This is a genomic window from Rubrilithobacter danxiaensis (assembly GCF_047272945.1).
GTDB lineage: Bacteria > Bacteroidota > Bacteroidia > Sphingobacteriales > Sphingobacteriaceae > Rubrolithibacter > Rubrolithibacter danxiaensis.
This window is the reverse complement of the sequence record NZ_JBKOPS010000006.1, coordinates 276534-302343: the sequence shown is the minus strand read 5'-3', so window position 1 is coordinate 302343 and position 25810 is coordinate 276534. Positions and strand designations below refer to the sequence as shown.

Here is a 25810-nt window from a genome sequence, read left to right as displayed (position 1 = left end):
GAAGTAAAATATATAATCTATATTAATAATAGAGTAATAAATTATATATTTTATTAAAAAAAACAACTTTACTAATCTCTAAATGTTAATTAAACATGAATGACTCGGTTTTCCTTTTAGTAAAAGATCCAAAAGATTCATGCCGCGATGTAATCAGAGAACGTGACGGCAATATGAGAATATCGGTTTATTGCCTCAACAAAGAAGCTTTTGATGCCAAGCCGGAAGAATTACAGTTTTACGGAGAAAATAAAGGAACTTTTCTTGGCTTCGAAACTTCCGGTTATGATGGTGAAGACCCTTTATTAATTATAGAAGCTATACGATGGTATGCCGATTATATAGGCAATCCCCGTATGGAAATCCTGGTAGAAGATCCGCGTATAAATTTTAAATAGTAAGCTATCGTTACTTCCTATCCTTTTTCAATAAAAACTTATTCCAAAAATCAATCTCCCGAAACTTAAATCCCGGTTTATCGTAGTAAAATCCGTATAAAAACATTTCTTCCAATGATTAGACGGACAGACAAAGGCGCGGTTATTTCTCTATTTTTCCTGTTATTTATTCTCTTTTCACTCCGGGGTTTCGCCCAGGATTTAGGTACGGATGAGTTATTCCAGCAAGCAAGAAAAGAAGCATTTGACAACAAAGACTATACAAAAGCAATAAAACTTTCAAAACAGGCACTTGACAAAAGCCCGGATTACACAGATATCCGCATTTTTTTAGGCCGGATTTACACATGGAGCGATAAAGTGGATAGTGCAAGAACAGAGTTTAAAAAAGTACTTGATAAAGATCCGAAACAAGCGGAAGCTTTAAGTGCCATCTTTGACCTTGAATACTGGAATAAGAGTTTTGCAAAAGCTCTTGAATATGCAGAAACCGGTGTCAGATATCACCCGGAATCGGAAGAGCTTACTATAAAAAAAGCAAAAGCTCTAAACGCCTTGGGCCGTCCTGTGGAAGCGCTTAAAATTGTCAGATCATATAAAGAAGATCATCCGAAAAGCGAAGCTGCCCGGGAGTTGGAATCTGCTATTAAAAAGGCAAATGCACAAAACAAAATCGGCATCAGCTATACATATATAGATTTTGATAAGCGTTTTGACCAACCCTGGCAGTTGGCAAATCTTTCTTATGGAAGATCATTTAAAGGTATTGGCATGATAACTGTTGGAGCCAACTTTGCCCGCCGGTTCAACACTAACGGAGTCGAAATCGAAGCAGAATCATATCCAAGTATTAGCAATGGTTTGTATGCTTATGTAGGCGGAGCAGTTTCTTCAAGCAGTATTTTTCCTGATTACCGTTTTGGCTTCTCTTTGTATAAAACACTTCCCGGCAGCTTTGAAATTGAGGGAGGTTTGCGCTATCTTAACTTCGGCTCATCTACTACCCTTTTTGTGGCAGGCGTAGCCCGGTATTTTGGCAACACCTTTGTAGGAGTCAGATCATATTTAACTCCTTCGGATGGAAAACTATCAAAATCATTTAATCTTTCCGGAAAATTTTTCCTAACCGATGATCGTAATGATTATTTTAACATCACACTTGGAACAGGTATATCACCAGATGACAGAGCCCGGAGACAGGATATTACAAGGAGTTTAAAAAGCTTTAAAGTAAGCAGTGATTATTCAAGAAATATATTTAAAAACACCACTGTCAGCATTGGCGCAAGCTGGGTTAACGAAGAGTACACAACAAACGAACACTGGAACCAGTTCTACCTGAACGGAGGACTTCAAAAGCGATTTTAATGGCAAAAACACAATTCAGAACGGTTAAAATAGTATTATTCATCATTCTTACAATACCTTTCTGGATGTGGCTTTGCTGGTATTTTTCGCCGAAACATAAACTGGTTGTTGCTATTATAGATAAAACGGTATTAAGTAAATCACAGCTACCGCATGCATCTCTTACCTGGATTTTAAGAAATAACAGATACACCAAAACAAGCTCGCAGTTATACACTTCATCTGATTACTTTGGTACTTTTCCTGCCGGTGACGGCAGGTTTAAAATTAAAGGGCTTGAGCGGCTTAACAACACCGAACTCAACAATCTCAGCGCTTACAGCGATATTGCCTATATTACTGATACTTATGGCTTGAATAATACAAGTGCTGATGAAGCAATTCAGGCATCAGGTGGCCTTTCTCCGAAAGATTTGACTTTCCTGAAAGCGATGAAACAGCGAAAAAAGCTGGTAATTGCCGAATTTAACACGTTTGCTTCCCCTACCCTGCCACAGCAGAGAAAAGATTTTGAAGATACTTTTAAAATTAAATGGACCGGTTGGGTTGGAAAATACTTTTCTTCACTTGATACCTTAAAAAATAAAGATCTGCCAAAAGAGCTGGTTAACAATTACAAAAAACAGCATTTTAATAAATGGCCTTTTTCGGGTTCAGGAATAGTTTTTTTGAGTAAGGAAAATAAGATAGTTGTGCTTGAAAACGGAAGCGATCTAACTTCAGGAGTTCCTTATATTGTTACTCAGAAAATAGAGCGGGAAAAGTATAATGTTCCAAAAACGTTAGAATATCCTTTCTGGTTTGATGTTATTGAAACATCCAGAACCAATACCATTGTTTCTTTTTACGATATACGCGTAACTAAAAAGGGGCTGGATAAATTGGCATCCAACGGACTTTCACCTCAATTCCCCGCTATTATAAAACACACAAAAGATTATAATTTTTTCTATCTGGCAGGAGATTTTGCAGATAACACTGTTTGCCCTAACGGTGCTTCATTTAAAGGTATATCGATATTCAGAAAGTTATTTTATAATAATAAAAACGCATCGGATCAGGCTAATTTTTTCTGGGCCTTTTACAATCCCTTTATGAGCAAAGTATTAGATGACTATTCAAAGTCTCGCAATTAATTCGCTTTAAACTTGTAAAATACGGAATCAGGCATCAGCTTGCCGCTTTGAATGAAACTGTTGTTGGCAGAAATGTACCGGTTAAATTCGGATTTCAGCTCCATCAACTTTTCATCATCACGAATAGGTTCTATATCGAGATTATCATGAATAGTAAACAACACATCCTGATCTATAAAATAAAGTCCGGAAACGTAGTTTACTAATTCTGTCTTGGTTTGCTTAAGCGGATACCTGTGAATATTCCGGAGATTTCTCGCAGTATCAATTCCTGAACCTACCCAGGTTACGACTTCAGGCGTTTTAATTTTATAGTTATGTTTTAAAAAAGCCAGAATACTTGGTGCGATATCAAGATGAGAAGAAATGGATTTAAAGCTTGCCGTTTTTTTGAGCAAAGGCGAATAAATTAAAAGCGGTACGTGATATCGATCAATCTTTGTACTCATAGGAATTTCAGGCAAGCGATGATCGCCGGTTATTATAAAAATAGTATTCTTGAAAGCGGGAAGTTTTGAATAGTTTTTAAAGAAGTATTCTAAAGCCGCATCACTGTATAAAACAGACGAGTAAATGTTTTTATATTTCCGGTATTCGTTCTTTTTTGATTCAGAGAAACCCAGTTTAGTGAGGTGCTCCTCAAACTTTTTAAGATACTGATTTTGCTCCGGAATTGTATACGGCGTGTGCATACTCACCGTTTGAATGTAGCTTAGAGAAGGCACTTTCCTGTTAAGCGATATTTCTGATGCCAGCGTTTTTCGCATCAGTTCCCTATCCGCATAACCCCACGAAAAACCTGCCGTCGCCGGGCTTTTTACATAAGCTTTATCGTAATCAGATTCGCCGATAATAAGATTTACACCTTGTTTTTTCAGAAAATCGCTTTCATTATCAAACTTCGGATCAAAGCCACTGTAAAACCGTGTATCGTACCCGTTTTTCTGCAAGATATTATATAAAGTAAAATGCGCAGGCATCTTCCCACCCATATCGGCAAATCCATTATCGCCAAAAGGAAGCGACCCTAAAACAGAAGGCAGCGATGCAAATGTTCTTCCCTGAGATGCCAGAAAGTTTTCCCAATACAGGCTCTGCCCTGCAAGTTTATCAAGAAAAGGAGTAAAACTACCTAAATAAGCATCGGTACCGCTAAAGGCCCTTCCCAATCCTTCCACCTGGATAAAAACAATACTTGGAGCATTTGCTGAGTCAATGGTAAAGAATTCTCCTAACACATCCGGTGTTACATCTTTATGAACAAAGGGATAACCGGCATAAGAATTACCCTGCTGGTTTGATTTATCCTCTAAATAATTAATCGCATAAATATCAGTTTCCGCTTCAGGTTTATTGAAATACTGTCCAGTTTTTTCAATAAAAAAAGCCTCTTTATTCAGACTAAGATTATAGGAAAAATCATTGCTGAAGTTTACCTGATCTGGAATCAGCGAAATATTGATATAATTAACCAGTACGCCAAATATAAGCACGGCGATAGAAAGCAGGCCGTTTAAATACATGCGCTTGTATAAAAAGAAAGTTACTGCCAGAAAGAAAGCCGGAATAACAGTAAAACCTGCTACAGAAGCAATATCAAAACTTGTTCCTGCACCAATGGTCTGCATAATTTCGTCAAATGAATAACCGAATAAGTCGGAACCTAATGGAACAAGAGCGGTTACATAATATTTTATTAAGCACAAATAGGCTATAATAAAGAGCATTCCCAAACCTGCAAAGCTCCATAAATTGTATTTCCTGAACCGGAAAATAAAATACAGGACAAAAAAAGGAATGAATAAAAATGGTAGGATTTTAGCCCAGAAAAGCAAGTCGTAAAAAAGGGCAATAGGTAAAATAAACGAAGAATCAGGAGGAAACTGTTTACTTATTCCAATATAAACAAACTCGGTTAAACGAATTAAAAAGAAAGTAAGCAAAAGCCCCAGTGAAAGATTTGCATATAATATGATACACTTCTTTACCTGGTCAAAGAAAGGATAATCGGGTTCGTCAAAATAATTTCTTTCCATCTTATGCTTTTTTAGGTGTGTTAAAACCGGTTCTGGTCATTTTACCCCAAGATTTTCTTCCTAAAATGATATCAATATTTCCTCTGATGGCCCAGTAAACCGTTATAGGATGATAAAAAAGAGGTTCGATCATACCAACAACTAAAAGCTTTACAAGGTCTTTACCTGAGGTATATTGCTGAAATGTCATCTCTTCAAACAAAACTGCAAGGGTTGAAAATGCTAGGGAAAAGGCATATATCATTCCCAGCATTATAAAGAAATAAGACCAGTTAACATGACCTGTAATGCCCAGTCCGATTAAAACGAGCATTCCAACAAATTCAAATATGGGGCCTAACCATTCAAAAAAGAACCAGTATGGAAAACTGAGCATCCCTAAAATTCCATATCGTGGATTAAAAAAAAGATCGCGATGCGTCCAGAGAGTTTCAACAGTTCCGCGTGTCCACCGGTTACGCTGACGGCCGAGAACTTTAAAATCAGAGGGTGCTTCTGTCCAGCATAAAGGATCAGGTGTATAGGTTACACAATATTGCAGGCCATGATCGTGCATGTACCTTCTCATCCGTACTACAAGTTCCATATCCTCACCTACTGTATTGTGATTGTATCCGCCCGCTTTAATAACAATTTCCTTATCAAAAAGGCCCATGGCACCCGAAATCAGCAACAAACCGTTAATCTTTGTCCAGGCCATTCTTCCCATTAAAAACGCCCGGATATATTCCAGAACCTGAAACCTTGGAATTAAGCTGGAAGGCATGTGTACTTTTACCAGCTGACCGTCTTTTACCTCGCATGAGTTCGCTATCCGGACTACTCCCCCGGTAGCAATAACTCTTTTTCGCTCTTCCATAAAAGGCTTTACCATTTTCAACAAAGCGTCCTGTTCCACAATACAATCTACATCTATGCACAGAATAAGATCATTGCTTGAAACATTAATGCCCATGTTCAGCGCATCGGATTTACCTCCGTTATCTTTATCAACTACGGTTAGTTTTGCAAAAGCCGGATGTTTAGATTTATATACGGCACGTAAGGGTTTGGTTGCTACCTGCTGGTTTAGAGCAAAATCTACTTTTTCCAGCTCATAATAATCGATCAGATTTTGAACGGTATTATCCTTACTCCCGTCATTAATGATAATTACTTCGAAATTGCTGTAATGAAGCGACAATAAAGACCGCACATTATCAATAATAGTAGCTTCTTCGTTATATGCAGGTGCTAAAATAGAAATTGAAGGAGCCAGCGGAGACACGAGAATATCCCGGTAATTAACATAGCTGTTCTTTCTTAAATAAGTTTTAAGTTCTACAGCAGATAATATGGCCAGAATAACGTAAGATGAAATTACAATTAAGGTATAGCAGAAAACTGCATCATTAAAAGAATGTTCGTAAAAATTGTAGAAAGCGTTCACTATACTTTTATCCTTTCGTCTAAAACATGTTTTATAATAGATTTATTCTGAACCGTTTCGCTGGCATATAAACCGTTCAGCAATTCTTTACCTGCTGCTCCGTGATCCTTGATCGCCCGTAGGGCATGCATACGTATCTTAAAGTTTTCAGAATCTGATTCCTGCACCAGGAACCTCAGATAATTTCCTGAACCTATTTTTCCAAAGGCATGTAAAATATGAAGCTGTATGCCTAAAGGTTGTTGAGGATAAATAGTAAATAAATCTTCCTCGGCCATTTCTGCTTCCATTTTAGCCAGTACCTCAATAATCAGGCTTCTTACCGCTAAGTTTTTATGCTTTAACAAGTCGATGAGTTGCGGAATTGCTTCCAGCTGTTGGTAATGATTGATTAGCTTTAAACAAAGCAGCACCACGCTATCATTCTTTGAATGGAGGTATTTTACGAATGAAGGAATCTTAATATTTTTTGTCCTGGTGATGACATCAAAAAGCACCAGCTGGTGCCAGTCAAGAATCCGTTCTTTCGCTTCCTCTAAAAAACGAAATTGATCCTGACGGCTCAGTTTCACATAGGCGGCCTGCGCTTCCATTCGGAGCTGTGCAATTTCGTCATTGGCATACTGAAGGATATTTTCTGCTTCCTCGTTTACAGACATCTGCGTTAACTCCCGGATAGCTTCGATCTGCTTTTCCCAGAACCGACTCTTCAGTTCTTTTCTTGCATATTTATCCAGCTTAAGCCGTATATAAAGTTCACGCAATACATGCTGGGTAGTTCCTGTAAAATTAGCATGATAGGTTAAAAGTTCTTTTTTAAGGATTTTGCGTACGCCTGCATTTCGAACCGGAATCTTCAAAAAACTTGGAAGCAGGAATTCTATTAACGCATCCGCCTCTTCATCGTCACCGTAAATAATCACGTGAGAGATCATTTCGTTGATCTTATTTTTCCAGAATTTCGTTTTCTTCTGTTCTAAGTATTGCTTAAATCTTCTGTAAATGATAAAGGCGTATTGCTGCAGAAAAGCGATGCAGCAAAACAAAATAATAAATAAGGATACCCGGATATTAAATGGGTAAAAAGGCCATTGAACTATAAAAAGATTATAGAAATATGAAAGAAACTGACTGAATCCGCTTGCCACTTAAACCCCCTCTCCTATTGCAGGTTAAACCGTTTTAATATGTTTTTTAACCCGTATAGAAAGTTCGCTTAAATTAAAGGGCTTGGTAATGAAGTCATCGGCCCCCAGTTCAAAAGCTTCCAGCACTGTTTTTTCTAGGCCAACCCCTGACAAGATGAGTACAGGTATCGCTTGGGTTGCGGGATTGCTTTTTATCCTGCTTACTATTTCCAGTCCGCTGATAAATGGCAGCATGATATCTGTTATTACCAGATCTACAGGCTGACTTTCAAAAAGCTCCATTCCAAGTTTCCCATCCTGAGCTGAAAGCACTTTGTACCCATCTTTCTTCAGACGGAATTCAAGTGTTTTAAGCATCAGCTCCTCATCCTCAATTATAAGTATATTTGGCATTTTCAGGTATTTGTATAACTATATAAGCTTAAAAAGATTATTCTTGTTTAGCTGCTTCATTTACGTTTATACCCGAAAGAAGTTTCACTTTTTCTACTTTTAAATATACTGTTGACGAATAGCCTGGAGATAAAAAACGCGGCAGATATTTTAATTAAAAAGGCTAATATTTTACCAAAGCTTTTATATTTGCAGACCTTTTACCCGGGTGGCGAAATTGGTAGACGCACCATCTTGAGGGGGTGGCGCCTTACGGGCGTGGCAGTTCGAATCTGCTCCCGGGTACAACACCCTTTTAAAGTCATTTAAAGGCCGTTTTTTAACAGCGTGGACAGAAAACAGACAAGAAAAAAAGCTGCTTCAGAATAACGACGAATAAGAATTAATATGGATCGAAAATCTGGCAGAAAGGCGCTGTTCATCGTAATTATTAATTAACGTATCTAAGTAAACTTCACGAATCGGCAAAAAAGCGTTTCTTCTGTTCCCCTTACAAAACTCACTCTTCAATTACAATCCTATCCCTTTCCACACCCAGTTCTATCAAATTTTCTACCATTGCCTTTGTAAAATCATCGGGACCACAGATGTAGCAATATTCTGTTTGATGAGTCAGACTTTGCTTTAACAATTCTTTATCTATCAGCCTTCCCGGCAAACCGGAGGTGTTTATACGCTCTAAAACATCAATATTATTTTCCTGCCCGAGCATTTCTTTCAGTTCATCTTTTAAAATAATATCATTCTCCGTTCTGTTTGCAAACAACAATGTATTTCCTGTTAATCTATTTTCTGATTTGAGTTGCCTGAAAATGGCTATAAAGGGAGTAATACCTGCACCTGCAGCAATGAATAATCCCGGCCCCTTATAGTTGATAGCTCCAAAAACTTCATGTATTATTAATTCATCACCGGCATTGATATCCAATAATTTTTCTGTAATACCATTATGACCGCGGTAAATTTTGATAATAAATTCCAGATGGTTTGCCCCATTAAGAGAAGTAAATGTAAAAGGCCTTAACTCATTTTCCAGTTCGGGAGTGTTGATAGAAACATCAGTAGCCTGTCCGGGGATAAATGTATATCCGGATGGTTTCTCTACAACAAAATATTTAACATTATAGGTTATAAAACCAGTTTTTAAAACTTTGACAATGTGTTTTTTCATACTATACTTCTAATTCACTTTAATTAGAGGGAATTGCAATAATAAGGGTTACAAATTGAATTTAATTTATAGATAATTTTATTTCCCTAAGAAATATTACGTATTTAAATTAAAAAGGGTTGCCAGAAGAAAGGAAAAATATTACAACCTATTCCAGGTCCTGACCGGTAGTGATGTAGAAGATATTTTGCAATTGATGAACAGCATTCAGTTCAAGTCCGGAAATGTGGGTATTATTACTTAACAGAATTGACCTTATAGCACTTTCTTCCTCTTCTGTTTCTATACCAAAGCGGCTGGTTCCTTTATTAATTATCCAATACTTGCCTTCGCTGTAAAAGTTGAATTTTTCCAGCCAGCTTTTATCAAAGGGAATGGGGTTAAGGTCTTTATAAGAAGCCCGCATATAAAAGCCTGGTGATCTCAGAAACTCGCCAACTATGCTCTCTCGATGCAATTCACGTACAGCAAGCACTACCTCTTCACCGGGTTTAGGATAAACTTTGATCAGATTTCCAACTCTTAATTCTCTGGCTTCCATAGTTCAAATATATCAGATATAAAATAATAGCGACCATTTTCAATGAAAACATTTAGAGATTTCACAGTTTCACAAGTTATTATACATTTTCTGAATCTATAAGATAAGAATGCCTGAAAGAGTAACTTTGAAAGTATTCTTTTCTAATTCATTATATACAACACAAAATCCCCTGCTGAGACAGCATGGGATTTTTATTTAGTGTACATCTTACACAATTAATGTAACCACAATAGAATTTGAGCGTAATAAGATCAAAAAAATTAGGAAGATTAAATACTTTTAGAAGGAGCGGTCACGGCCGCTCCTTCATTTATTTCAACCTACAGGTTTAAAACCAAGCCGTCATAAGCCAGCTTAATCCCTTCCGGCAATTCTTTTAAAATCTCTTCATGACGTCCCATTTTGTGACCAATATGGGTAAAATAGGTAACCGGAGCATTGATTTCTTTAGCTAAAGAAATGGCTTCCTCTAACGTAAAATGAGAAATATGATTTTCTTTCTGAAGTGCGTTTATTACTAAAACTTCCGAGCCTTTTATTTTCTCTTTTTCTGCCTCACTAATGGTTTTCGCGTCGGTTATATAGGTAAAGTTCCCTATCCTGAAGCCATAAACAGGCAATTTATAATGCATCACCTCTATCGGGATAAATTCAATTCCACTTACTTCAAAAGGTTTATTATCTATTTTATGCAAATTCAACAGTGGTACTCCCGGGTATTTAAATTCAGAAAAGGCGTAATGAAATTCATTAGATAAAGCCTGCAACACTCGTTCATGAGCATAAATGTTCATGGCACTTTGCTGCTTGTAATTAAATGCACGAATATCATCCAGGCCCGCAACATGGTCTTTATGTTCATGCGTAAAAACAATCGCATCCAGGTGTTTAACATGGGCCCGAAGCATCTGGTACCTGAAATCCGGTCCTGAATCTATTACAATAACTTTTCCTTTATCTTCTATAAGAACAGACACCCGAAGGCGTTTATCTCTGGAATCTGGTGAAGTACATACGCTGCATTCACAGGCAATAACAGGCACCCCCTGCGAAGTCCCTGTTCCTAAAAAAGTAATTTTCAAAGCTCCAGGGTGGTTTGTTTCAATGTATAAAGAAATTGTTTTTGTTTTTCATCGAGTAAACTCTCGTCTATTTGCGTTTGCTGCAACAGTTCGGCAAGTGCGTTGATCTTGCTTTCTAAATTTGAGAACTTATTTACCACCACCATTTTGCTTTTCTCAATCATGCAGGCACCTGTTTTAAAGTTTCCTTTTTCATAACGGACTTTATAATCAAGTGTTTTAAGCAAGTTCTCCAGCTTATCCAATACTGACTGAGAGTATGATAATGACATACATCAAAAATAATAAAAGGGCTTAAAATCCCTAAAGATTTAAACCCTTTTTATCATAGAAACAAACCTTACCTTAAATCAACAACTTCTACTCCGGGATACTTTTTGTTATCGAAAGTGAAAAAAGTTTCGGGAACTTTCACATTAGGAGTAAACGAGTTAATAGCATAGGTATAACGATTACCGTTTTTATCAAAAATCTGTACGTTATTTATCAGCTTCGTAAGTTTATCAATTCGTAATCGCACTTTGAAAAATGAGCTTTTACTATCTAAAGGCGTAAGATCAATGTTGTAATATGACCGGCCTTTGCTTTTACTTTCCCCGGTATATAAATACTTAAACCCTTTTTCATAAATTGTAAAAATTTGTGCAGGATTTAAGGCATTAGGGCTGTTATCTACCTCACTTAACTGAACTTCCTTATCATCTTTTAAATAGGTCCACTGGCTTTTCCCGTCACTGATCAGTTCCTGTTCATTTAAGATTACCTTATACTTATTTGCCTTTGATTTTGCATATAAAGTACCTGTCTGACTTTCGTGAATATTATTCTGAGGGTTATTAATTTCAGAAGTAAAACCTGCCTTTATTACATCAAAAGAACGATACTTCTTGCTAACCGAGGCCAGGATGGCTTTCGCTTTGGAATCTGTTTGGGCTAGTACCGCTCCGCAGGAAGTAAAAATAATCCATACACACAAAATCGCTTTTCTCATAATCTCTTAATTCTTATTATTCATATTATCCAGGAATTGTTCCAGGGCATATTCATCAGGAATCAGCACTTCACGGGCCTTACTTCCTTCAAACGGGCCCACAACACCTGTTGCTTCTAACTGATCAATTATACGTCCGGCACGGTTGTATCCCAATTTAAGCTTCCGCTGAATTAAAGAAGTTGAGCCTTGCTGATGCATAACAATAAGCCTTGCCGCATCTTCAAATAAAGGATCGCGGTCATCCGGGTCAAAATCTTTTATGCTTCCGCCTTCGCCGCTTTCATCAATATACTCCGGCAGGTACCATGCAGAAGGATAACCACGCTGAGAGCCAATAAAATCAGAAATACGTTCAACCTCGGGCGTATCAACAAATGCACATTGCAGACGTATCAGATCGCTTCCTGTAGCCAGAAGCATATCTCCTCTTCCTATCAGCTGGTCTGCACCTCCTGAATCAAGAATGGTTCTTGAATCTATTTTGGAAAGTACCCTGAAAGCAAGACGAGCCGGGAAATTCGCCTTTATAGTACCCGTAATAATATTTACAGAAGGACGCTGTGTTGCAATCACCAGGTGAATACCTACCGCACGGGCTAGTTGCGCCAAACGTGCAATGGGAGTTTCAACTTCTTTACCTGCTGTCATCATCAAATCTGCAAATTCGTCAATAATCAATACTATAAATGGTAAGAATCGATGACCATCGTTAGGGTTTAATTTGCGATGAATAAATTTTGCATTATACTCTTTAAGATTACGAACCTGCGCATTTTTTAACAGGTCGTACCGCTGATCCATTTCAATACATAAAGAGTTTAATGTGTTGATTACCTTTTTGGTATCGGTGATGATGGCATCCTCCTCGCCGGGAAGTTTTGCAAGAAAGTGGCGTTCAATCTGGCGGAACAAGGTAAGCTCCACTTTTTTGGGATCAACCAGGACAAATTTTAACTGTGCCGGATGCATCTTGTAAAGCAGAGAAACCAAAATTGAATTGATCCCTACCGATTTACCCTGTCCGGTTGCTCCTGCCACCAATAAGTGCGGCATTTTAGCCAGATCGGCAATATATACTTCGTTTGAAATGGTTTTACCTAAGGCGATCGGCAAATCCATGTTTGTATTCTGAAACTTTTCTGTAGCCAGCACCGAACGCATGGCAACCATTTCCGGATGCGAATTTGGCACTTCAATTCCAATGGTACCCTTTCCGGGCATGGGGGCAATTATCCGGATCCCTAATGCTGCAAGACTTAATGCAATGTCATCTTCCAGGTTTTTTATCTTGGATATACGCACACCGGGTGCCGGAATAATTTCGTATAAAGTTACCGTCGGACCAATTGTTGCCTTAATCTTGTCAATTTCAATATTGTAATTATTCAAGGTTTCGACAATCTTATTCTTGTTGGCTTCCAGCTCTTCAGCGTTTACCGAGATCTTCGCCGAACCATGGTTTTCCAACAGATCAAGAGGAGGATTACGGTAACTGGATAAATCTAATTTCGGATCATACTCTCCAAACTGTTCAACAAGTTCATCGGCTTTCTTCTCTTCCTCGGTTCTTTCAATAGTTAGTTCAGGTGTTTTTTCTACCGTAAGTTCAGGTTCGGCTTTGGGTATGTTTACAAGAAGTCCTTCCACAACTGGTGCAACACGGCCGGGTAGTATCACTTCATCCTCTTCCTCCTTCAGCTCAAATGCCGGAGCTATTTTTTCCTGCTGAAGTGTCTGGCTCACTGTAACCGGAAGTTCCTGGTCTTCTGTTACCGGCCTATTAAACTTAGATGAATTCCGGCGATTTAATTCAAATTCAACCGGCTCTGATTTAAATTCATCAACCAGTTCTATCGGCGCCAGCGGATCGGATATTTCATTTTTTGCTTCCTCTTTCCTGCCCGACGGCATTTTAAAATCGATATTATACGCAATAATTAAAGCTGTTAAACCCGCAAAAGCAAGCAAGCCGGCAATCCCTGCTTCCCCGATCTGCACTATCAGTAAACGGTTCGTCCAGAAACCAAATTCACCTTCCAGAAAATGAGGATAATCAGATAGAAAACTATGAAAAAAACCCAGTGTTAATGAAATAAACAACAGAAGGAAAAATGAATAACCCAGCGTTTTGCTTATGGAATATAATTTCACTTTAAACAACATGCGGTAGCCGATAATAAAAAACACGGCGATGAAAATAAAAGATGCTACACCAAACCATTCGTATAAGAACTGATGCGATAGTAAAGCGCCGAATTTTCCGAGCCAGTTTTCAACCACCGGATTTTGAACGCCCGATTTAACAAGCTCTTCCTGCGTTTTAAAAAGATTACCCCAGCCCCCGTTAGAGTCTAAAACATAGCTTTGATCTTCTTTCCATGTAAAAAGGTAAGAGGTAAATGCCACCAGGAAATACAGGGAAATAATCAGGAAAAACAATCCTGCTATCTTTACAAACCTGCCATCATTCAATGAAAACTTTGGAAGTATTTCCGGCCTTTCTTTTGGTATCCGCTCACGGGATGCCGTTTTTAACCTGGGCTCGTCTCGAAAAGTGTTAGATTTAAACTGATTTCCTTTAATGGGCATTCGTAATGGAGAGTTTAACCATACAAATATAACGTATATCTTTTATCAATATTGATGAAAAGAAACGAAAATTCCCATTAAATCTTATACTATATTCGCTTTTAAGTCAATAATTAATATTTTTACTGGCATTGAAATAAAAAGATCATTAGAGATGAGTATCTGGCTACTTGAAGAATATATTCAAACAGGAAATTCAGAAGAGTTAGCTAATCTCTTAACTGCCAACCCTGAATTAGCTACTACCACCACAAGCCTGCAGGTTTCACCTTTAATGCTATCGTGCTATTATAAAAAACCCGAGATATCTAAAATACTGCTGCGTTTTACTGGTGAACCCGATATTTTTGAAGCAGCTGCCGTGGGAAAGTTTGATACCATTGCCAGTCTGGCTTATAATCACCCCGAACTGATCAATACTTTTTCGGTTGATGGATTTACTCCGCTTGGCCTTGCCTGTTTTTTTGAGCATGAAGAAGTTGCAAGATACCTGCTACTAAAAGGCGCTGATGTTAATATACCATCCAGCAATGGCTTTAATGTTTACCCTCTGCATTCCGCTGTAGCATCCAATAACGCAGATATCACTAAAATTTTATTAGAAGCAGGTGCAGAAGTAAACGTTAAACAGGGCGGTGGCGTAACGCCGCTGCATTCTGCTGCCCAGCACGGCAATATTGAAATACTGATTTTACTTTTAGAAGCGGGCGCCAGTATAGAAGCAAAAATGGAAGACGGACGCCTTCCATTTGAATTAGCTTTAGAAAAAGGTTTTCACGATATAGCCCGGATTTTATCTGAATAAATAATCTTCAATTATTAATTATTCGGATCTTTTTAAACCATATTTTTCTATTTTACTGTAAAGATGGCTTCGCTGAATATCAATATCATCGGCTGTTTTCGATACGTTCCAATTGTTCTTCTCCAGCTTATATTTGATGTATTCTCTTTCTGCAAAATCTTTATACTCCTGAAAACTGGCAAACTGGTCAAAATTTGGCTGCTGAGAAACTGTTCCTGCGGGAGCGGCTGCTCCGGACTGCGCCGAGGAGGGATTGGCGAATGTCTTCACATCGTTATCCGTAATTACTTTGTCACTCAATATGATCAGACGCTCTACCATGTTGTGCAATTCGCGAATATTTCCTGTCCACGGTAAATCCTTCAGTGCCTCAATGGCTGCATCTGTAAACTTCTTGGAAGGCATTCCGTATTCACTGCAAATTTCTTCACAGAAGCTTTGAGCAATTATCGGAATATCATTTTTCCTTTCGGTTAAACCGGGAACATGAATAATAATTACACTTAAACGATGGTAAAGGTCCATCCGGAAATTACCGGCATCGATTTCTTTTAACAGGTCTTTGTTTGTTGCAGCAATAACACGCACGTCCACTTCAATCTCTTTCTCGCCGCCAACGCGGGTAATTTTGTTTTCCTGTAAAGCCCTTAATACTTTTGCCTGAGCAGATAAACTCATATCACCTATCTCGTCTAGGAAAAGCGTACCGCCACTGGCCTGTTCAAATTTTCCTATACGTTGTTTTACAGCCGAAGTAAAAGAACCTTTTTCATGGCCGAAAAGTTCACTTTCTATCAATTCTGACGGGATTGCAGCGCAATTCACCTCGACTAAGGGCGAATTAGCCCGATGTGATTTTTCATGCAGCCAGCGTGCTACCAACTCTTTACCACTTCCGTTGGCGCCTGTTACCAGTACCCGTGCATCGGTTGGTGCAACACGATCTATTGTATCTTTAATTTTTGTAATAGCAGGAGAGCTTCCTAATATTTCGCGGGTTTTGGCAACCTTGCGTTTCAGTACCTTGGTTTCGGTAACCAGGTTTCCTCTTTCCAGTGCGTTTCTTACTGTAATAAGTAAGCGGTTCAGATCAGGTGGTTTGGCAATAAAATCAAACGCTCCCTTTTTACTTGCTTCTACCGCAGTTTCAATGGTTCCATGGCCGGAGATCATGATAAACGGCAGGTCAGGTTTAATTAATAAACCTTCTGAAAGCACCTCAAGACCGTCCATCCTGTTCATTTTAATATCGCACAAAACGAGATCAAAATCGTTATTCCGTATCAGTTCTAATCCGTCTATTCCATTATCTACATCTTCTACTTCGTAATCTTCGTATTCCAGGATTTCCCGCAAGGTATTACGGATAGCCCTTTCGTCATCAACAATTAAAATTTTTGCCATAAGAACTTTTAGTCTTTCTCAGTAGAAAGCATTGGTGAAACGTTGCGAATATAATTATTGTTTTATTAAAGAAAGCAAATGTAAAACGGCGGCAATATAAGAATAAAAAGCAAGCCTGTAAGCCGGGTTCTGTTTCCTTTTAAAGGAATTCTATCATTTATCTGGCCTTGCCATCGCTGGCAAGATCGAACGACCTACCCTCTGACATTGGACGAGCAGCCCTGTAGCGTCAGTTTATTTGGTCTTTCAACTCCTGGGGTTTACCGCGATCCCGGTTGCCCGGAAAAGCCGTGAGCTCTTACCTCACGTTTTCACCTTTACCCTGGTTTCAGGGAAGTTTGTTTTCTGTGGCACTTTCCGTTCCCGGATTTTACGCCGGGACCTTCCCGTTAGGAAGCAGGATGCTCTGTGTTGCCCGGACTTTCCTCTCTCCTTTTAACAGGACAGCGATAGAACGGCTTGCAGATACAAAGATAGCTATTCGTTTGATTCGGATTTAAATAACTTTTTAAGATTTAACTTTTTTAAAACTTTATTGCCGGATGCCGCATATCTGTTACGAAGCGTAATTATAAAAGCCCGGTTTTTATTTGAATGATCCGTTTGAAAATTCACGGCCAGATTATCTTTATAATAGTTGGAGTTTTCGCTGATGCTATCTTTTGAGCTTCGGTTAAACCCATCCTCAACCATTAATTTTCTTAATTTCTGAAATTCAGCAGGCTCGTAGGTTACATATTGAACGTACGATTTGCCTATACCTCCATTTGAAACAGCTTTGGAAACAACTTTTGCCGTAGTAAGCGTTTTTTTACGATTTGAAAACGTGTACACTGTCGCATCCTCAGCAATCGGTTTCTTTTCCGCAAAAGAATATCCCTGAAGAAATAACCGTTCTTCAGCCTCATTCAAATTATCATTAAGGAGTTGTTCCAACTGATTAAATGTTAATCTTTGAGCCCGGCAAATAGTAGCAGCGCTTATAAATAAAATAAGAAGTATAATTTTTTTCATTATGGAAGTAATTGAGTACCGGAAAAACTAACGGCATTGTTTCAGATCATTCTGCACGCTTTGGGTTTCATACAAACCCTGCTGGTTGCCGAAAGAATTGGTAATATAAGTTATAAGTTCTGCAATTTCAATATCTGCAAGATTTGGTTCCGCAGGCATTTGTTCCTGGTAAACCTTTCCGTTTATTTCTATTTTTTCTTTAAAGCCGTTTTTTATAATACAGGCCAGTTGGTTTTTATTTTCTTTCAGATATATAGTATCTGTTAAAGGTGGATAAAGTTCACCAAGCCCCTTCCCGTCTGAGTTGTGGCAATTCTGACAATGCTGCTCATACAAATTTTTACCGGCTACAAAATAACGGGCATACGTAATCTGCTCTTCGCTTTGACAGGAATAAAAAACAGTTAATATGGAAAAAAATATCAGCGATATATAAACAAGCCGGTTGCGCATTACTCTTTATTTTCTGCCAACAGAATTTTCATATCTTCAATCAGCTGCTCCACCTGATCGGGCTGCGTACCATCATAAGCTCCTCGTAAGTGTTTATTTTTATCTACCAGCACAAACCATCCCTGGTGTATAAATCCTCCCTCGGCCTGTTTATCCTCCCCTACTGCAGTAAGATAACTTTTTTCCGCAATTTGATATATGGAATCCCGCGAACCGTTAACAAACTCCCATTGATCTCCCTGCACTCCCAGTTTTGTCGCGTATCTTTTTAACCTTGAAGGAGTATCGTATTTAAAATCAATGGAATGCGATAATATCTTTACTTCAGGATTGTTCTTAAACTCGTCATAAACCTTGAGCATATTTCGGTGCATAATGGGGCAAATACTGGTACAGGAGGTAAAAAAGAAATCAGCCACGTAGATCTTGTCGTCAAAGTTTTTATCAGTAATAAAAACACTATCCTGATTAATAAACCTGAAAGAAGGAATGGATTGATAAATAGTATCAACAACGGTTTTTCCGTCCACTACTTTTTCTACAGGTTCGCGGGTACCAAGTATAGGAAGTTTCTTTTCATTGCCCGAAGTACAGGCTGCAAGAAATAACAATACTCCTGCTGCATATTTTTTTAATCTCATTTTTAAAGGATATCTCAATGAAGCAAAAATAAAGATTAATTAGCAGAATAAGTTTTTAATATTGCTAATATTTTTAGCATATTTGCTTTATGAACCAGAACAGCTTAACGGTAAAGACGGAACCAAGGGTGTTATTTATTGATATGAACAGCTTTTTTGCCCGCTGTGAACAGCAGGTAAATTATTGGTTACGAAACCGACCGGTTGGCGTTTGTGTTTATACAGGAAAGTTTGGTTGTATTATTGCAGCTTCTAACGAAGCTAAACTACTCGGTGTAAAAACAGGAATGCGGCTAAACGAAGCTATTAAAATTTGCCCTGAGCTTGTTCCTGTTGAAACCAACCCAGATCGTTACCGCAATTTTCATATCAAAATCATCCAGGTTTTAAAAAATTACAGCCAGGATATCGTACCTAAAAGTATTGATGAAGCCATTATTAATCTCGAAAATTACAAGCTCATTTATCCCGATCCTGTTGAAGTTGCAAAAAAGATAAAAAAAGATATTTATAATGAAGTAGGCGACTGGCTTTCCTGTTCTATCGGGATAGCACCTAATGCATTTCTTGCCAAACTAGCCTCCGGACTGGACAAACGTAACGGGCTTTCTGTAATTACACATGAGAATATAGATACTATACTTTCGGGGTTAAAACTAAATCAGTTACCGGGAATAGGTAGAAATATGTATGAACGGTTAATCCGGGCAGGCATACAAACGCCTTTGCAAATGCGCTACGCTGGTCCCGAACTTCTAAAACGGATTTTTAAAAGTATTGAGGGAATTTACTGGCATTACCGTTTAAATTTTGTTGAAACGAACATTGCTACCCAGGATTACCGGGGCATGCAGTCCATGCGCCAGCTTTCTGCAGAAAACAGGAAAAGCATTGAACTGGTAGAACAGATCTTCCAAACACTCTGTCTCACACTCGAAAAACGAATGGTTCGCCATAAATATTATTGCAAAACCATTGGCTGCAGTATTAAATACACCGACAACACCCGCTGGGACGATGCTTTCAGCCTGAACACTCCTATCCAGGATGGAATAGTTCTTTTGCGAATGATAAAAAAGCGCATGCAGCAATTCGAACAACTTTCTAAGGAAGGACCGGTTTTAAACACAAACGTGGCGGGGATAAGAATTGGCATCACTAATTTTATAAACACAGAAGGCATGCTGTATAACCTGTTTGAGGATATTGCCCAACAGGAAAAAGCAAGGAAAACAATGTACTCCATTAAAGGAAACTTTGGTAATGATAAGATTATGAGAGCTGCAGAATTAAATGGCAAGGTAATGAAAGATGTGATCGGTTTTGGTTCAGTAAAAGATCTGACCGACCTGGAATATAATTCATAAATAGTGCTGTAAACAGCTTTTCACCTGCGCAATGTACCCACCACCAAAAAGATTTACATGCACCAGTAAGGGATACAAATTCCATAGCGATATCCGTTCTTCCCAATTCTTTTCCAAGGGATTATTTTCATTATAAGCAGCATAAAAAGCAGGGCTGAAACCACCGAAAAGCCTGGTCATTGCAATATCCGCTTCCCGATGCGCATACGCAACCGCCGGATCTATTACTACTGGTTTACCAGCCAATGATATAAGATAATTGCCACTCCAAAGATCACCATGCACGAGAGAAGGCTCTTCTGCCGGGTACAGGTTGTTCAGCTTTTTAAACAGTAAGTAAAATTTTTTCACAATTTGGTTATTGATTAAGCCTTTCTCAACTCCAATTTTAAGTTGCGGTTCTAATCGTTGGCTTATAAAAAACTCGGTCCATGAAGTGTGAAATTTATTTGTTTGAGTCAGAGAGCCCATGTAATTATCATGATCCAGCCCAAACTGTTTACCTTTGTTTTTGTGAAGATCGGCAAGCTGAAACCCTAACTGTTGCTGACTTTCCATTGAATTATTTCCCTCCTCAATCCAGTTCAAAATTAAAAACTGTTCCTGTCCGGCAAATCCCACACCAACTACATCAGGAACCGCAATTGTCTGTGTTTTACGCAGCTGGCGCAATCCTTCAGCTTCGGCCAGAAACATGCGGGGGTATTTAAGCGATGAATTTACCTTCAGGAAAAAGGAACGTTCGCCTGCTTTTAATTTATAACAGGAATTGATACTTCCACCAGAAACGGAACTTACAGGAAGAACCGGCTTTGTAATTTTTTCCTGTTGTTCGAGTATGTGTTGAATTGCGTCTGTTAATTCTTCCGTTAAAAACATCGTTCTAAAATTAAGGGATTCCGCTAAAATTGAACTCAAAAAATTATCTTTGCGATTCAAATGAAGCAGATTCGGAATTTTTGCATTATTGCACACATCGATCACGGAAAGAGTACGTTAGCTGATCGGTTATTAGAGTACACAAATACGATCACCCAACGCGAGGCCCAGGCTCAGTTACTGGATGACATGGACCTGGAACGTGAACGAGGCATCACCATAAAAAGTCATGCTATCCAGATGAATTATAAGCTGGATGGACAGGATTATATTTTCAACCTGATTGATACGCCCGGACACGTAGATTTTTCGTATGAAGTTTCACGCTCCATTGCCGCCTGTGAAGGAGCCTTGCTTATTGTTGATGCAGCACAGGGAATTCAGGCACAAACCATTTCCAATTTATATCTCGCTCTTGAAAACGACCTGGAAATAATTCCGATCCTGAATAAGATGGACCTTCCGGGAGCTATGCCAGAGGAAGTAAAAGACCAGATTGTTGATTTAATAGGGTGTAAACGAGAAGATATCATTCCTGCATCAGGAAAAACCGGTATGGGCGTACACGACATACTGAGAGCAATTGTTGAACGTATTCCCGCACCTGTGGGAGATCCTGCTGCAGAACTACAGGCGCTAATCTTCGACTCTGTTTTCAACTCTTTTCGTGGAATTATTGCCTATTTCAAAGTTGTAAACGGCGAAATCAGGAAAAATGATAAGGTAAAGTTCATTGCTACAGGAAAAGAATATATTGCGGATGAAGTTGGAACTTTAAAGCTTACGCCACAGCCAAAAGATGTTATTAAAACCGGCGATGTTGGTTATATCATTTCGGGAATTAAAGAAGCCCGTGAAGTAAAAGTTGGTGACACAATAACGCATGTTGAACGGCCTTCAAAAGAAGCTATTCAGGGTTTTGAAGAAGTAAAACCGATGGTATTTGCCGGAATTTACCCTGTTGATACCGAAGATTATGAAGAGCTTCGGGAAAGCATGCATAAACTTCAGTTAAATGATGCTTCCATTGTTTTTGAACCGGAATCTTCTGCTGCTTTGGGATTTGGTTTCCGTTGCGGATTTTTAGGAATGCTGCACATGGAGATAATCCAGGAGCGTTTGGAACGGGAATTTAACATGACTGTTATTACTACTGTTCCCAACGTGTCGTATAAAGCATATACTACAAGAGATGAGGAAATAACGGTTAATAACCCATCTGATCTTCCGGATCCTAGCAAGATTGATTTTGTGGAAGAGCCTTATATTAAAGCGAATATCATTACTAAATCCGAATTTGTGGGGCCGGTAATGTCTCTTTGCATTCAAAAAAGAGGAATTATTGTAAATCAGTCGTACTTAACCGCCGACCGGGTGGAACTGGTTTTTGAAATGCCAATGGGCGAAATTGTATTTGACTTTTACGATAAACTGAAAACCATTTCAAAGGGATACGCTTCTTTTGATTATCACCAGATAGGTTACCGCCAGTCAGATCTTGTCCGCCTGGATATCCGCCTGAACGGAGAACCGGTAGATGCCCTTTCATCTTTGATACACAGAAGCAATTCGTATGATTTCGGAAAGAAGATCTGCGAAAAGCTTAAGGAACTTCTGCCAAGGCAGCAATTTGAAATTGCTATTCAGGCTTCTATAGGTGCAAAAGTTATTGCCAGGGAAAATGTAAGGGCTTTGAGGAAAGACGTTACGGCCAAATGTTACGGGGGCGATATCTCACGTAAAAGAAAATTATTAGAAAAACAGAAGAAAGGTAAAAAACGAATGCGCCAGGTGGGAAATGTAGAAATTCCGCAATCGGCGTTTATGGCAGTACTTAAATTAGATTGAGTTAGTATGGAGTATAAAGTACGGAGTACGAAATCTGTAAAGAACAATAATACTAAACCGTATTCATGGCACTAACTACTTGATACTAACTACTTGATACTAACTACTTGATACTAACTACTTACTACAACAGAACATGCAATTACTCGACGGAAAACACGTATCAGAAAAGCTAAAAGAAGAAATAACTGCAGAAGCAGCAGCCGTATTAGCTGTTGCAGGTCGCAAGCCGCATTTAGTAGCAATTTTAGTTGGTAACGATGGCGGAAGCGAAACATATGTAGCCAGTAAAATGAAAAATTGCGAAAAGGTTGGCTTTAAGTCTACCCTGCACCGTTACGATGATTCTGTTTCTGAGGAGGAGCTTCTGAACAAGATTGAAGAGATTAACCAGGATGCAGAAGTTGATGGATTAATTGTTCAGTTACCATTGCCAAAACACATAGACCCCGAAAAAGTAACCGCAAAAATAGATTACCGGAAAGATGTAGACGGATTTCACCCTGTTAATCTGGGCAGAATGATGCGAAATCTCCCTTGCTTTATTCCGGCTACGCCCTACGGAATACTTTTAATGCTGGAAGAGTATAAAATTGAGACGTCCGGAAAGCATTGCGTAGTAGTTGGAAGAAGCAATATAGTTGGCAGCCCGATGAGTATTTTAATGGCGAGAAATACTTATCCTGGCAATTGTACTGTTACGCTTACACACAGCAGAACAAAAAACCTGGAAGAGATTGTCCGTTCTGCTGATATCATTGTAGCTGCAATAGGTAAAAAGAACTTTATTACGGCAGATATGGTAAAAGAAGGTGCTGTTGTAATTGATGTTGGAATAAACCGGGAAGTTTCTGCTACTACTAAATCAGGATACAAATTGTACGGCGACGTTGACTTTGAAAACGTTGCACCAAAATCCTCCTGGATTACACCCGTGCCCGGTGGGGTTGGTTTAATGACCATTGTAGGATTACTCAAAAACACCCTTGCTTCTGCGAAAAAAGAAATTTATTCTGTTTAGATAAATAATCTGCATTACGCTAAATTACTAATTTTTTTAGTAATTTAGCGTAATGACGGGACGGATACATGAAAAACTGAAAATACTTTCTGACGCTGCAAAATACGATGTTTCATGCGCTTCCAGCGGCAGCAACAGAACAAACGAGTCGAAAGGACTAGGGAATGCATCAAACGGCATTTGCCACACTTATACTGAAGATGGCCGCTGCGTATCCTTATTAAAAATCCTGCTTACTAATCATTGCATTTATGATTGCGCTTATTGTGTTTCAAGGCGTAGTAACGATATTAAACGTGCAGCCTTCACTGTAAACGAAGTAGTTGACCTTACAATTAATTTTTACAGAAGAAATTATATTGAAGGCCTTTTTCTAAGTTCGGGTATTTTTGGTGATGCCGATTATACCATGGAACGCTTGGTTCGCATCGTAAAAAAACTTCGCACAGAACATCAGTTTAATGGCTATATACATTTAAAAGCGATTCCTGGAGCAAGCGATGAACTCTTGCATGAAGCAGGTTTATATGCAGACCGCCTCAGTGTAAACCTCGAACTGCCTACAGAAAAAGGATTAAAATTGCTCGCCCCCGAAAAGTCGCACCGCGATGTTATTAAACCAATGAATTTTTTAAACAAAAAAATCATTGAATATAAATCTGATAAATCCCTTATTAAACATAATGGTTTATTCGCACCGGCTGGTCAGAGCACGCAATTGGTTATAGGTGCAACTGCCGAAAGCGACAAAGAAATAATGTACACGGCCAATCATCATTATCAGCAGTACCAGTTAAAAAGGGTTTACTATTCGGGGTATGTACCTGTCAGTTCTGATAATCGCTTACCATTGATAGGAAGTCAGCCGCCACTAATAAGAGAAAACAGATTATATCAAACCGACTGGCTTATGCGGTTCTATAAATTTAAGATTGAGGAAATTTTAAACGATTCCTTTCCTTCTTTAGATCTCGATATTGACCCTAAATTCAGCTGGGCCTTACGCAACCCGCATTTATTTCCAGTTGATATTAATACAGCGGATTATGAAATGATTTTGAGAATACCGGGAATTGGAGTTACATCAGCAAAAAAAATTGTTTGTGCCCGAAAATTTGGAAAATTAGATGAATTTCAGCTATTAAAACTTGGTGTTGTTTATAAAAGGGCAAAATATTTTATTACCAACAGAAGCAGTTTCAACCATAAGGAATACTCACCGGCTCAAATTAAGCAATTGGTTTTAGGTGAAAGCAAAAGTAAATATCTTAAAGTAAAGCCTTCTCAATTAAATCTTTTCGAATAATGGATACTTTACACTTTGACGGTTCATTTGAAGGATTACTTTGCTGTATTTTTGCTATTTATGAACGAAAACTGAAATCTTATAAAATTATTGAAGAAAACTTTTTAATAAGTCCTTTCGACACGATTATTCCTGTTCATACAGAAAGAACTAAAGCAGAACGGGTTTGGCAAGGATTAAAAAAACACTTGTCGCCGGAAAAATTAGCTTCGTTTTATTATTGTTTCCTTTCAGAAGAAAATAACAGTCCTCAATTACTTACAGAGTTTGCTTGTTATGTTTTTGATAATCCCGGAAAAGAAGTTGAAACAAATTATGGTAAAGAACAGGTACTGAAATTGAGTCAGATAAGCAGAAAAGTTGCCCGGGAAAGGCATCGTTTTGAAGCTTTTGTAAGATTCAAAAAAACAGCCGATGAATTATATTTTTCTTCAATAGAACCTGATTTTAATATTCTTCCTTTATTGATTTCACACTTTAAAAGCCGGTATGCAGACCAGAAATGGGCTATTTATGATCTGAAACGTAAGTACGGAATTTATTATAATCTGCAAGATGTTGAATTTATAGAAATGGATTTAAAAGAGCTGAAAAACAGACTTAATTCAGTTGAAAAAATGGATAAATCAGAAAATGATTTCCAGGAACTCTGGCAGATTTATTTCAAAAACACCAATATTGAATCGAGAAAAAACACGAAACTGCATACGCAGCATGTTCCTAAAAGGTACTGGAAATATCTTACCGAAAAACAGGCAGAAATAAAAAATCTGTAGATTAGAAA

At 38.4% G+C, this 25810-nt stretch carries 24 protein-coding genes, 1 tRNA gene and 1 other RNA gene; 10 read left to right on the top strand and 16 right to left on the bottom strand.

All coding sequences use genetic code 11. From position 1 onward, the window contains the following. Positions 1 to 95: 95 nt before the first annotated feature. The 3 genes from ACLCDL_RS10205 (at position 96) to ACLCDL_RS10195 (ending at position 2902) form a co-directional block, all read left to right on the top strand. The gene (locus ACLCDL_RS10205; RefSeq protein ID WP_423148188.1) at positions 96 to 398 is read left to right on the top strand and encodes a hypothetical protein; all 303 of its coding nucleotides are present in this window, start codon (positions 96 to 98) and stop codon (positions 396 to 398) included. Positions 399 to 512: 114 nt separating this feature from the next. After that, positions 513 to 1766 (top strand): YaiO family outer membrane beta-barrel protein, encoded by a 1254-nt coding sequence (locus tag ACLCDL_RS10200; RefSeq protein WP_423148187.1) that lies wholly within the window; start codon positions 513 to 515, stop codon positions 1764 to 1766. Continuing rightward, the gene (locus tag ACLCDL_RS10195) at positions 1766 to 2902 is read left to right on the top strand and encodes a hypothetical protein (protein ID WP_423148186.1); all 1137 of its coding nucleotides are present in this window, start codon (positions 1766 to 1768) and stop codon (positions 2900 to 2902) included. The genes ACLCDL_RS10200 and ACLCDL_RS10195 overlap by 1 nt, the downstream gene beginning before the upstream one ends. On the opposite strand, the gene ACLCDL_RS10190 is transcribed toward ACLCDL_RS10195, so the two are convergent. From ACLCDL_RS10190 to ACLCDL_RS10175, 4 genes are all read right to left on the bottom strand, one after another. After that, complete coding sequence (locus ACLCDL_RS10190) at positions 2899 to 4938, bottom strand: LTA synthase family protein (protein WP_423148185.1); 2040 nt, start codon at positions 4936 to 4938, stop codon at positions 2899 to 2901. The two genes, ACLCDL_RS10195 and ACLCDL_RS10190, sit on opposite strands and share 4 nt — an antisense overlap. A 1-nt stretch (position 4939) precedes the next feature. Continuing rightward, complete coding sequence (locus ACLCDL_RS10185; RefSeq protein WP_423148184.1) at positions 4940 to 6367, bottom strand: glycosyltransferase family 2 protein; 1428 nt, start codon at positions 6365 to 6367, stop codon at positions 4940 to 4942. Beyond that, positions 6367 to 7302, bottom strand: coding sequence for a HEAT repeat domain-containing protein (locus ACLCDL_RS10180; protein ID WP_423148183.1), 936 nt, complete (start codon positions 7300 to 7302; stop codon positions 6367 to 6369). Before ACLCDL_RS10180 ends, ACLCDL_RS10185 begins: the two co-directional genes overlap by 1 nt. A gap of 237 nt (positions 7303 to 7539) precedes the next feature. Beyond that, the gene (locus ACLCDL_RS10175; protein ID WP_423148182.1) at positions 7540 to 7908 is read right to left on the bottom strand and encodes a response regulator transcription factor; all 369 of its coding nucleotides are present in this window, start codon (positions 7906 to 7908) and stop codon (positions 7540 to 7542) included. Between the two features lie 202 nt (positions 7909 to 8110). On the opposite strand from ACLCDL_RS10175, the gene ACLCDL_RS10170 reads away from it, so the two are divergent. Next, positions 8111 to 8193 (top strand) — tRNA-Leu (locus ACLCDL_RS10170). A 214-nt stretch (positions 8194 to 8407) separates the two neighbouring features. On the opposite strand, the gene ACLCDL_RS10165 is transcribed toward ACLCDL_RS10170, so the two are convergent. The 6 genes from ACLCDL_RS10165 to ACLCDL_RS10140 all read right to left on the bottom strand — a co-directional run bounded on the left by ACLCDL_RS10165 (position 8408) and on the right by ACLCDL_RS10140 (position 14288). Continuing rightward, positions 8408 to 9079, bottom strand: a complete 672-nt coding sequence (locus ACLCDL_RS10165) for a ferredoxin reductase domain-containing protein (protein WP_423148181.1) — start codon at positions 9077 to 9079, stop codon at positions 8408 to 8410. Positions 9080 to 9227: 148 nt separating this feature from the next. Beyond that, entirely contained in the window at positions 9228 to 9620 is a 393-nt protein-coding gene (locus tag ACLCDL_RS10160) for a hypothetical protein (protein WP_423148180.1), read from the bottom strand. Between the two features lie 323 nt (positions 9621 to 9943). Then, positions 9944 to 10705, bottom strand: coding sequence for an MBL fold metallo-hydrolase (locus ACLCDL_RS10155; RefSeq protein WP_423148179.1), 762 nt, complete (start codon positions 10703 to 10705; stop codon positions 9944 to 9946). Further along, positions 10702 to 10977, bottom strand: a complete 276-nt coding sequence (locus ACLCDL_RS10150; RefSeq protein ID WP_423148178.1) for a hypothetical protein — start codon at positions 10975 to 10977, stop codon at positions 10702 to 10704. Before ACLCDL_RS10150 ends, ACLCDL_RS10155 begins: the two co-directional genes overlap by 4 nt. A 68-nt stretch (positions 10978 to 11045) precedes the next feature. Continuing rightward, positions 11046 to 11696 carry an outer membrane lipoprotein periplasmic chaperone LolA1 gene (lolA1, locus tag ACLCDL_RS10145; protein ID WP_423148177.1) on the bottom strand — a complete coding sequence of 217 codons (651 nt, stop codon included), beginning with the start codon at positions 11694 to 11696 and terminating at the stop codon, positions 11046 to 11048. 6 nt (positions 11697 to 11702) lie between these two features. Further along, positions 11703 to 14288 carry an FtsK/SpoIIIE family DNA translocase gene (locus ACLCDL_RS10140; protein WP_423148176.1) on the bottom strand — a complete coding sequence of 862 codons (2586 nt, stop codon included), beginning with the start codon at positions 14286 to 14288 and terminating at the stop codon, positions 11703 to 11705. 154 nt (positions 14289 to 14442) lie between these two features. Here ACLCDL_RS10140 and ACLCDL_RS10135 point away from each other — a divergent pair, with 154 nt between their 5' ends. Next, entirely contained in the window at positions 14443 to 15093 is a 651-nt protein-coding gene (locus ACLCDL_RS10135; RefSeq protein ID WP_423148175.1) for an ankyrin repeat domain-containing protein, read from the top strand. Between the two features lie 18 nt (positions 15094 to 15111). Here the strand turns inward: ACLCDL_RS10135 and ACLCDL_RS10130 are convergent, their stop codons facing one another. The 5 genes from ACLCDL_RS10130 to ACLCDL_RS10110 form a co-directional block, all read right to left on the bottom strand. After that, positions 15112 to 16497: a sigma-54-dependent transcriptional regulator gene (locus ACLCDL_RS10130; protein WP_423148174.1), complete on the bottom strand. Its 1386-nt coding sequence runs from the start codon at positions 16495 to 16497 to the stop codon at positions 15112 to 15114. 102 nt (positions 16498 to 16599) lie between these two features. Beyond that, positions 16600 to 16963: RNase P RNA component class A (gene rnpB / locus ACLCDL_RS10125), an RNA gene on the bottom strand. A gap of 11 nt (positions 16964 to 16974) precedes the next feature. After that, a complete protein-coding gene (locus tag ACLCDL_RS10120; RefSeq protein ID WP_423148173.1) occupies positions 16975 to 17511 on the bottom strand; it encodes a hypothetical protein in 537 nt (178 codons plus the stop codon). 27 nt (positions 17512 to 17538) lie between these two features. Further along, on the bottom strand, positions 17539 to 17964 hold the full coding sequence (locus tag ACLCDL_RS10115) for a c-type cytochrome (protein ID WP_423148172.1): 426 nt from the start codon (positions 17962 to 17964) through the stop codon (positions 17539 to 17541). Continuing rightward, positions 17964 to 18605: an SCO family protein gene (locus tag ACLCDL_RS10110; protein ID WP_423148171.1), complete on the bottom strand. Its 642-nt coding sequence runs from the start codon at positions 18603 to 18605 to the stop codon at positions 17964 to 17966. The genes ACLCDL_RS10115 and ACLCDL_RS10110 overlap by 1 nt, the downstream gene beginning before the upstream one ends. A gap of 89 nt (positions 18606 to 18694) precedes the next feature. On the opposite strand from ACLCDL_RS10110, the gene ACLCDL_RS10105 reads away from it, so the two are divergent. Next, entirely contained in the window at positions 18695 to 19972 is a 1278-nt protein-coding gene (locus ACLCDL_RS10105) for a DNA polymerase Y family protein (protein WP_423148170.1), read from the top strand. Here the strand turns inward: ACLCDL_RS10105 and ACLCDL_RS10100 are convergent. Further along, the gene (locus ACLCDL_RS10100) at positions 19967 to 20851 is read right to left on the bottom strand and encodes a fructosamine kinase family protein (RefSeq protein ID WP_423148169.1); all 885 of its coding nucleotides are present in this window, start codon (positions 20849 to 20851) and stop codon (positions 19967 to 19969) included. The two genes, ACLCDL_RS10105 and ACLCDL_RS10100, sit on opposite strands and share 6 nt — an antisense overlap. Before the next feature lie 60 nt (positions 20852 to 20911). On the opposite strand from ACLCDL_RS10100, the gene lepA reads away from it, so the two are divergent. The 4 genes from lepA (at position 20912) to ACLCDL_RS10080 (ending at position 25802) form a co-directional block, all read left to right on the top strand. After that, positions 20912 to 22699, top strand: a complete 1788-nt coding sequence (gene lepA / locus ACLCDL_RS10095) for a translation elongation factor 4 (RefSeq protein WP_423148168.1) — start codon at positions 20912 to 20914, stop codon at positions 22697 to 22699. A 136-nt stretch (positions 22700 to 22835) separates the two neighbouring features. Continuing rightward, entirely contained in the window at positions 22836 to 23720 is an 885-nt protein-coding gene (locus ACLCDL_RS10090; protein ID WP_423148167.1) for a bifunctional 5,10-methylenetetrahydrofolate dehydrogenase/5,10-methenyltetrahydrofolate cyclohydrolase, read from the top strand. 52 nt (positions 23721 to 23772) lie between these two features. Continuing rightward, on the top strand, positions 23773 to 25026 hold the full coding sequence (locus tag ACLCDL_RS10085; RefSeq protein ID WP_423148166.1) for a putative DNA modification/repair radical SAM protein: 1254 nt from the start codon (positions 23773 to 23775) through the stop codon (positions 25024 to 25026). Further along, positions 25026 to 25802 (top strand): TIGR03915 family putative DNA repair protein, encoded by a 777-nt coding sequence (locus ACLCDL_RS10080; RefSeq protein WP_423148165.1) that lies wholly within the window; start codon positions 25026 to 25028, stop codon positions 25800 to 25802. Before ACLCDL_RS10085 ends, ACLCDL_RS10080 begins: the two co-directional genes overlap by 1 nt. The last annotated feature ends 8 nt before the right edge of the window (positions 25803 to 25810 follow it).

Excerpts from the sequence above, each read along its gene's own strand:
- ACLCDL_RS10205 (WP_423148188.1), top strand. The coding sequence starts at position 96 with ATGAATGACTCGGTTTTCCTTTTAGTAAAAGATCCAAAAGATTCATGC.
- ACLCDL_RS10200 (WP_423148187.1), top strand. The coding sequence starts at position 513 with ATGATTAGACGGACAGACAAAGGCGCGGTTATTTCTCTATTTTTCCTG.
- ACLCDL_RS10195 (WP_423148186.1), top strand. The coding sequence starts at position 1,766 with ATGGCAAAAACACAATTCAGAACGGTTAAAATAGTATTATTCATCATT.
- ACLCDL_RS10190 (WP_423148185.1), bottom strand. The coding sequence starts at position 4,938 with ATGGAAAGAAATTATTTTGACGAACCCGATTATCCTTTCTTTGACCAG.
- ACLCDL_RS10180 (WP_423148183.1), bottom strand. The coding sequence starts at position 7,302 with ATGATCTCTCACGTGATTATTTACGGTGACGATGAAGAGGCGGATGCG.
- ACLCDL_RS10175 (WP_423148182.1), bottom strand. The coding sequence starts at position 7,908 with ATGCCAAATATACTTATAATTGAGGATGAGGAGCTGATGCTTAAAACA.
- ACLCDL_RS10165 (WP_423148181.1), bottom strand. The coding sequence starts at position 9,079 with ATGAAAAAACACATTGTCAAAGTTTTAAAAACTGGTTTTATAACCTAT.
- ACLCDL_RS10160 (WP_423148180.1), bottom strand. The coding sequence starts at position 9,620 with ATGGAAGCCAGAGAATTAAGAGTTGGAAATCTGATCAAAGTTTATCCT.
- ACLCDL_RS10150 (WP_423148178.1), bottom strand. The coding sequence starts at position 10,977 with ATGTCATTATCATACTCTCAGTCAGTATTGGATAAGCTGGAGAACTTG.
- lolA1 (WP_423148177.1), bottom strand. The coding sequence starts at position 11,696 with ATGAGAAAAGCGATTTTGTGTGTATGGATTATTTTTACTTCCTGCGGA.
- ACLCDL_RS10140 (WP_423148176.1), bottom strand. The coding sequence starts at position 14,288 with ATGCCCATTAAAGGAAATCAGTTTAAATCTAACACTTTTCGAGACGAG.
- ACLCDL_RS10135 (WP_423148175.1), top strand. The coding sequence starts at position 14,443 with ATGAGTATCTGGCTACTTGAAGAATATATTCAAACAGGAAATTCAGAA.
- ACLCDL_RS10130 (WP_423148174.1), bottom strand. The coding sequence starts at position 16,497 with ATGGCAAAAATTTTAATTGTTGATGACGAAAGGGCTATCCGTAATACC.
- ACLCDL_RS10120 (WP_423148173.1), bottom strand. The coding sequence starts at position 17,511 with ATGAAAAAAATTATACTTCTTATTTTATTTATAAGCGCTGCTACTATT.
- ACLCDL_RS10115 (WP_423148172.1), bottom strand. The coding sequence starts at position 17,964 with ATGCGCAACCGGCTTGTTTATATATCGCTGATATTTTTTTCCATATTA.
- ACLCDL_RS10110 (WP_423148171.1), bottom strand. The coding sequence starts at position 18,605 with ATGAGATTAAAAAAATATGCAGCAGGAGTATTGTTATTTCTTGCAGCC.
- ACLCDL_RS10105 (WP_423148170.1), top strand. The coding sequence starts at position 18,695 with ATGAACCAGAACAGCTTAACGGTAAAGACGGAACCAAGGGTGTTATTT.
- ACLCDL_RS10100 (WP_423148169.1), bottom strand. The coding sequence starts at position 20,851 with ATGTTTTTAACGGAAGAATTAACAGACGCAATTCAACACATACTCGAA.
- lepA (WP_423148168.1), top strand. The coding sequence starts at position 20,912 with ATGAAGCAGATTCGGAATTTTTGCATTATTGCACACATCGATCACGGA.
- ACLCDL_RS10090 (WP_423148167.1), top strand. The coding sequence starts at position 22,836 with ATGCAATTACTCGACGGAAAACACGTATCAGAAAAGCTAAAAGAAGAA.
- ACLCDL_RS10085 (WP_423148166.1), top strand. The coding sequence starts at position 23,773 with ATGACGGGACGGATACATGAAAAACTGAAAATACTTTCTGACGCTGCA.
- ACLCDL_RS10080 (WP_423148165.1), top strand. The coding sequence starts at position 25,026 with ATGGATACTTTACACTTTGACGGTTCATTTGAAGGATTACTTTGCTGT.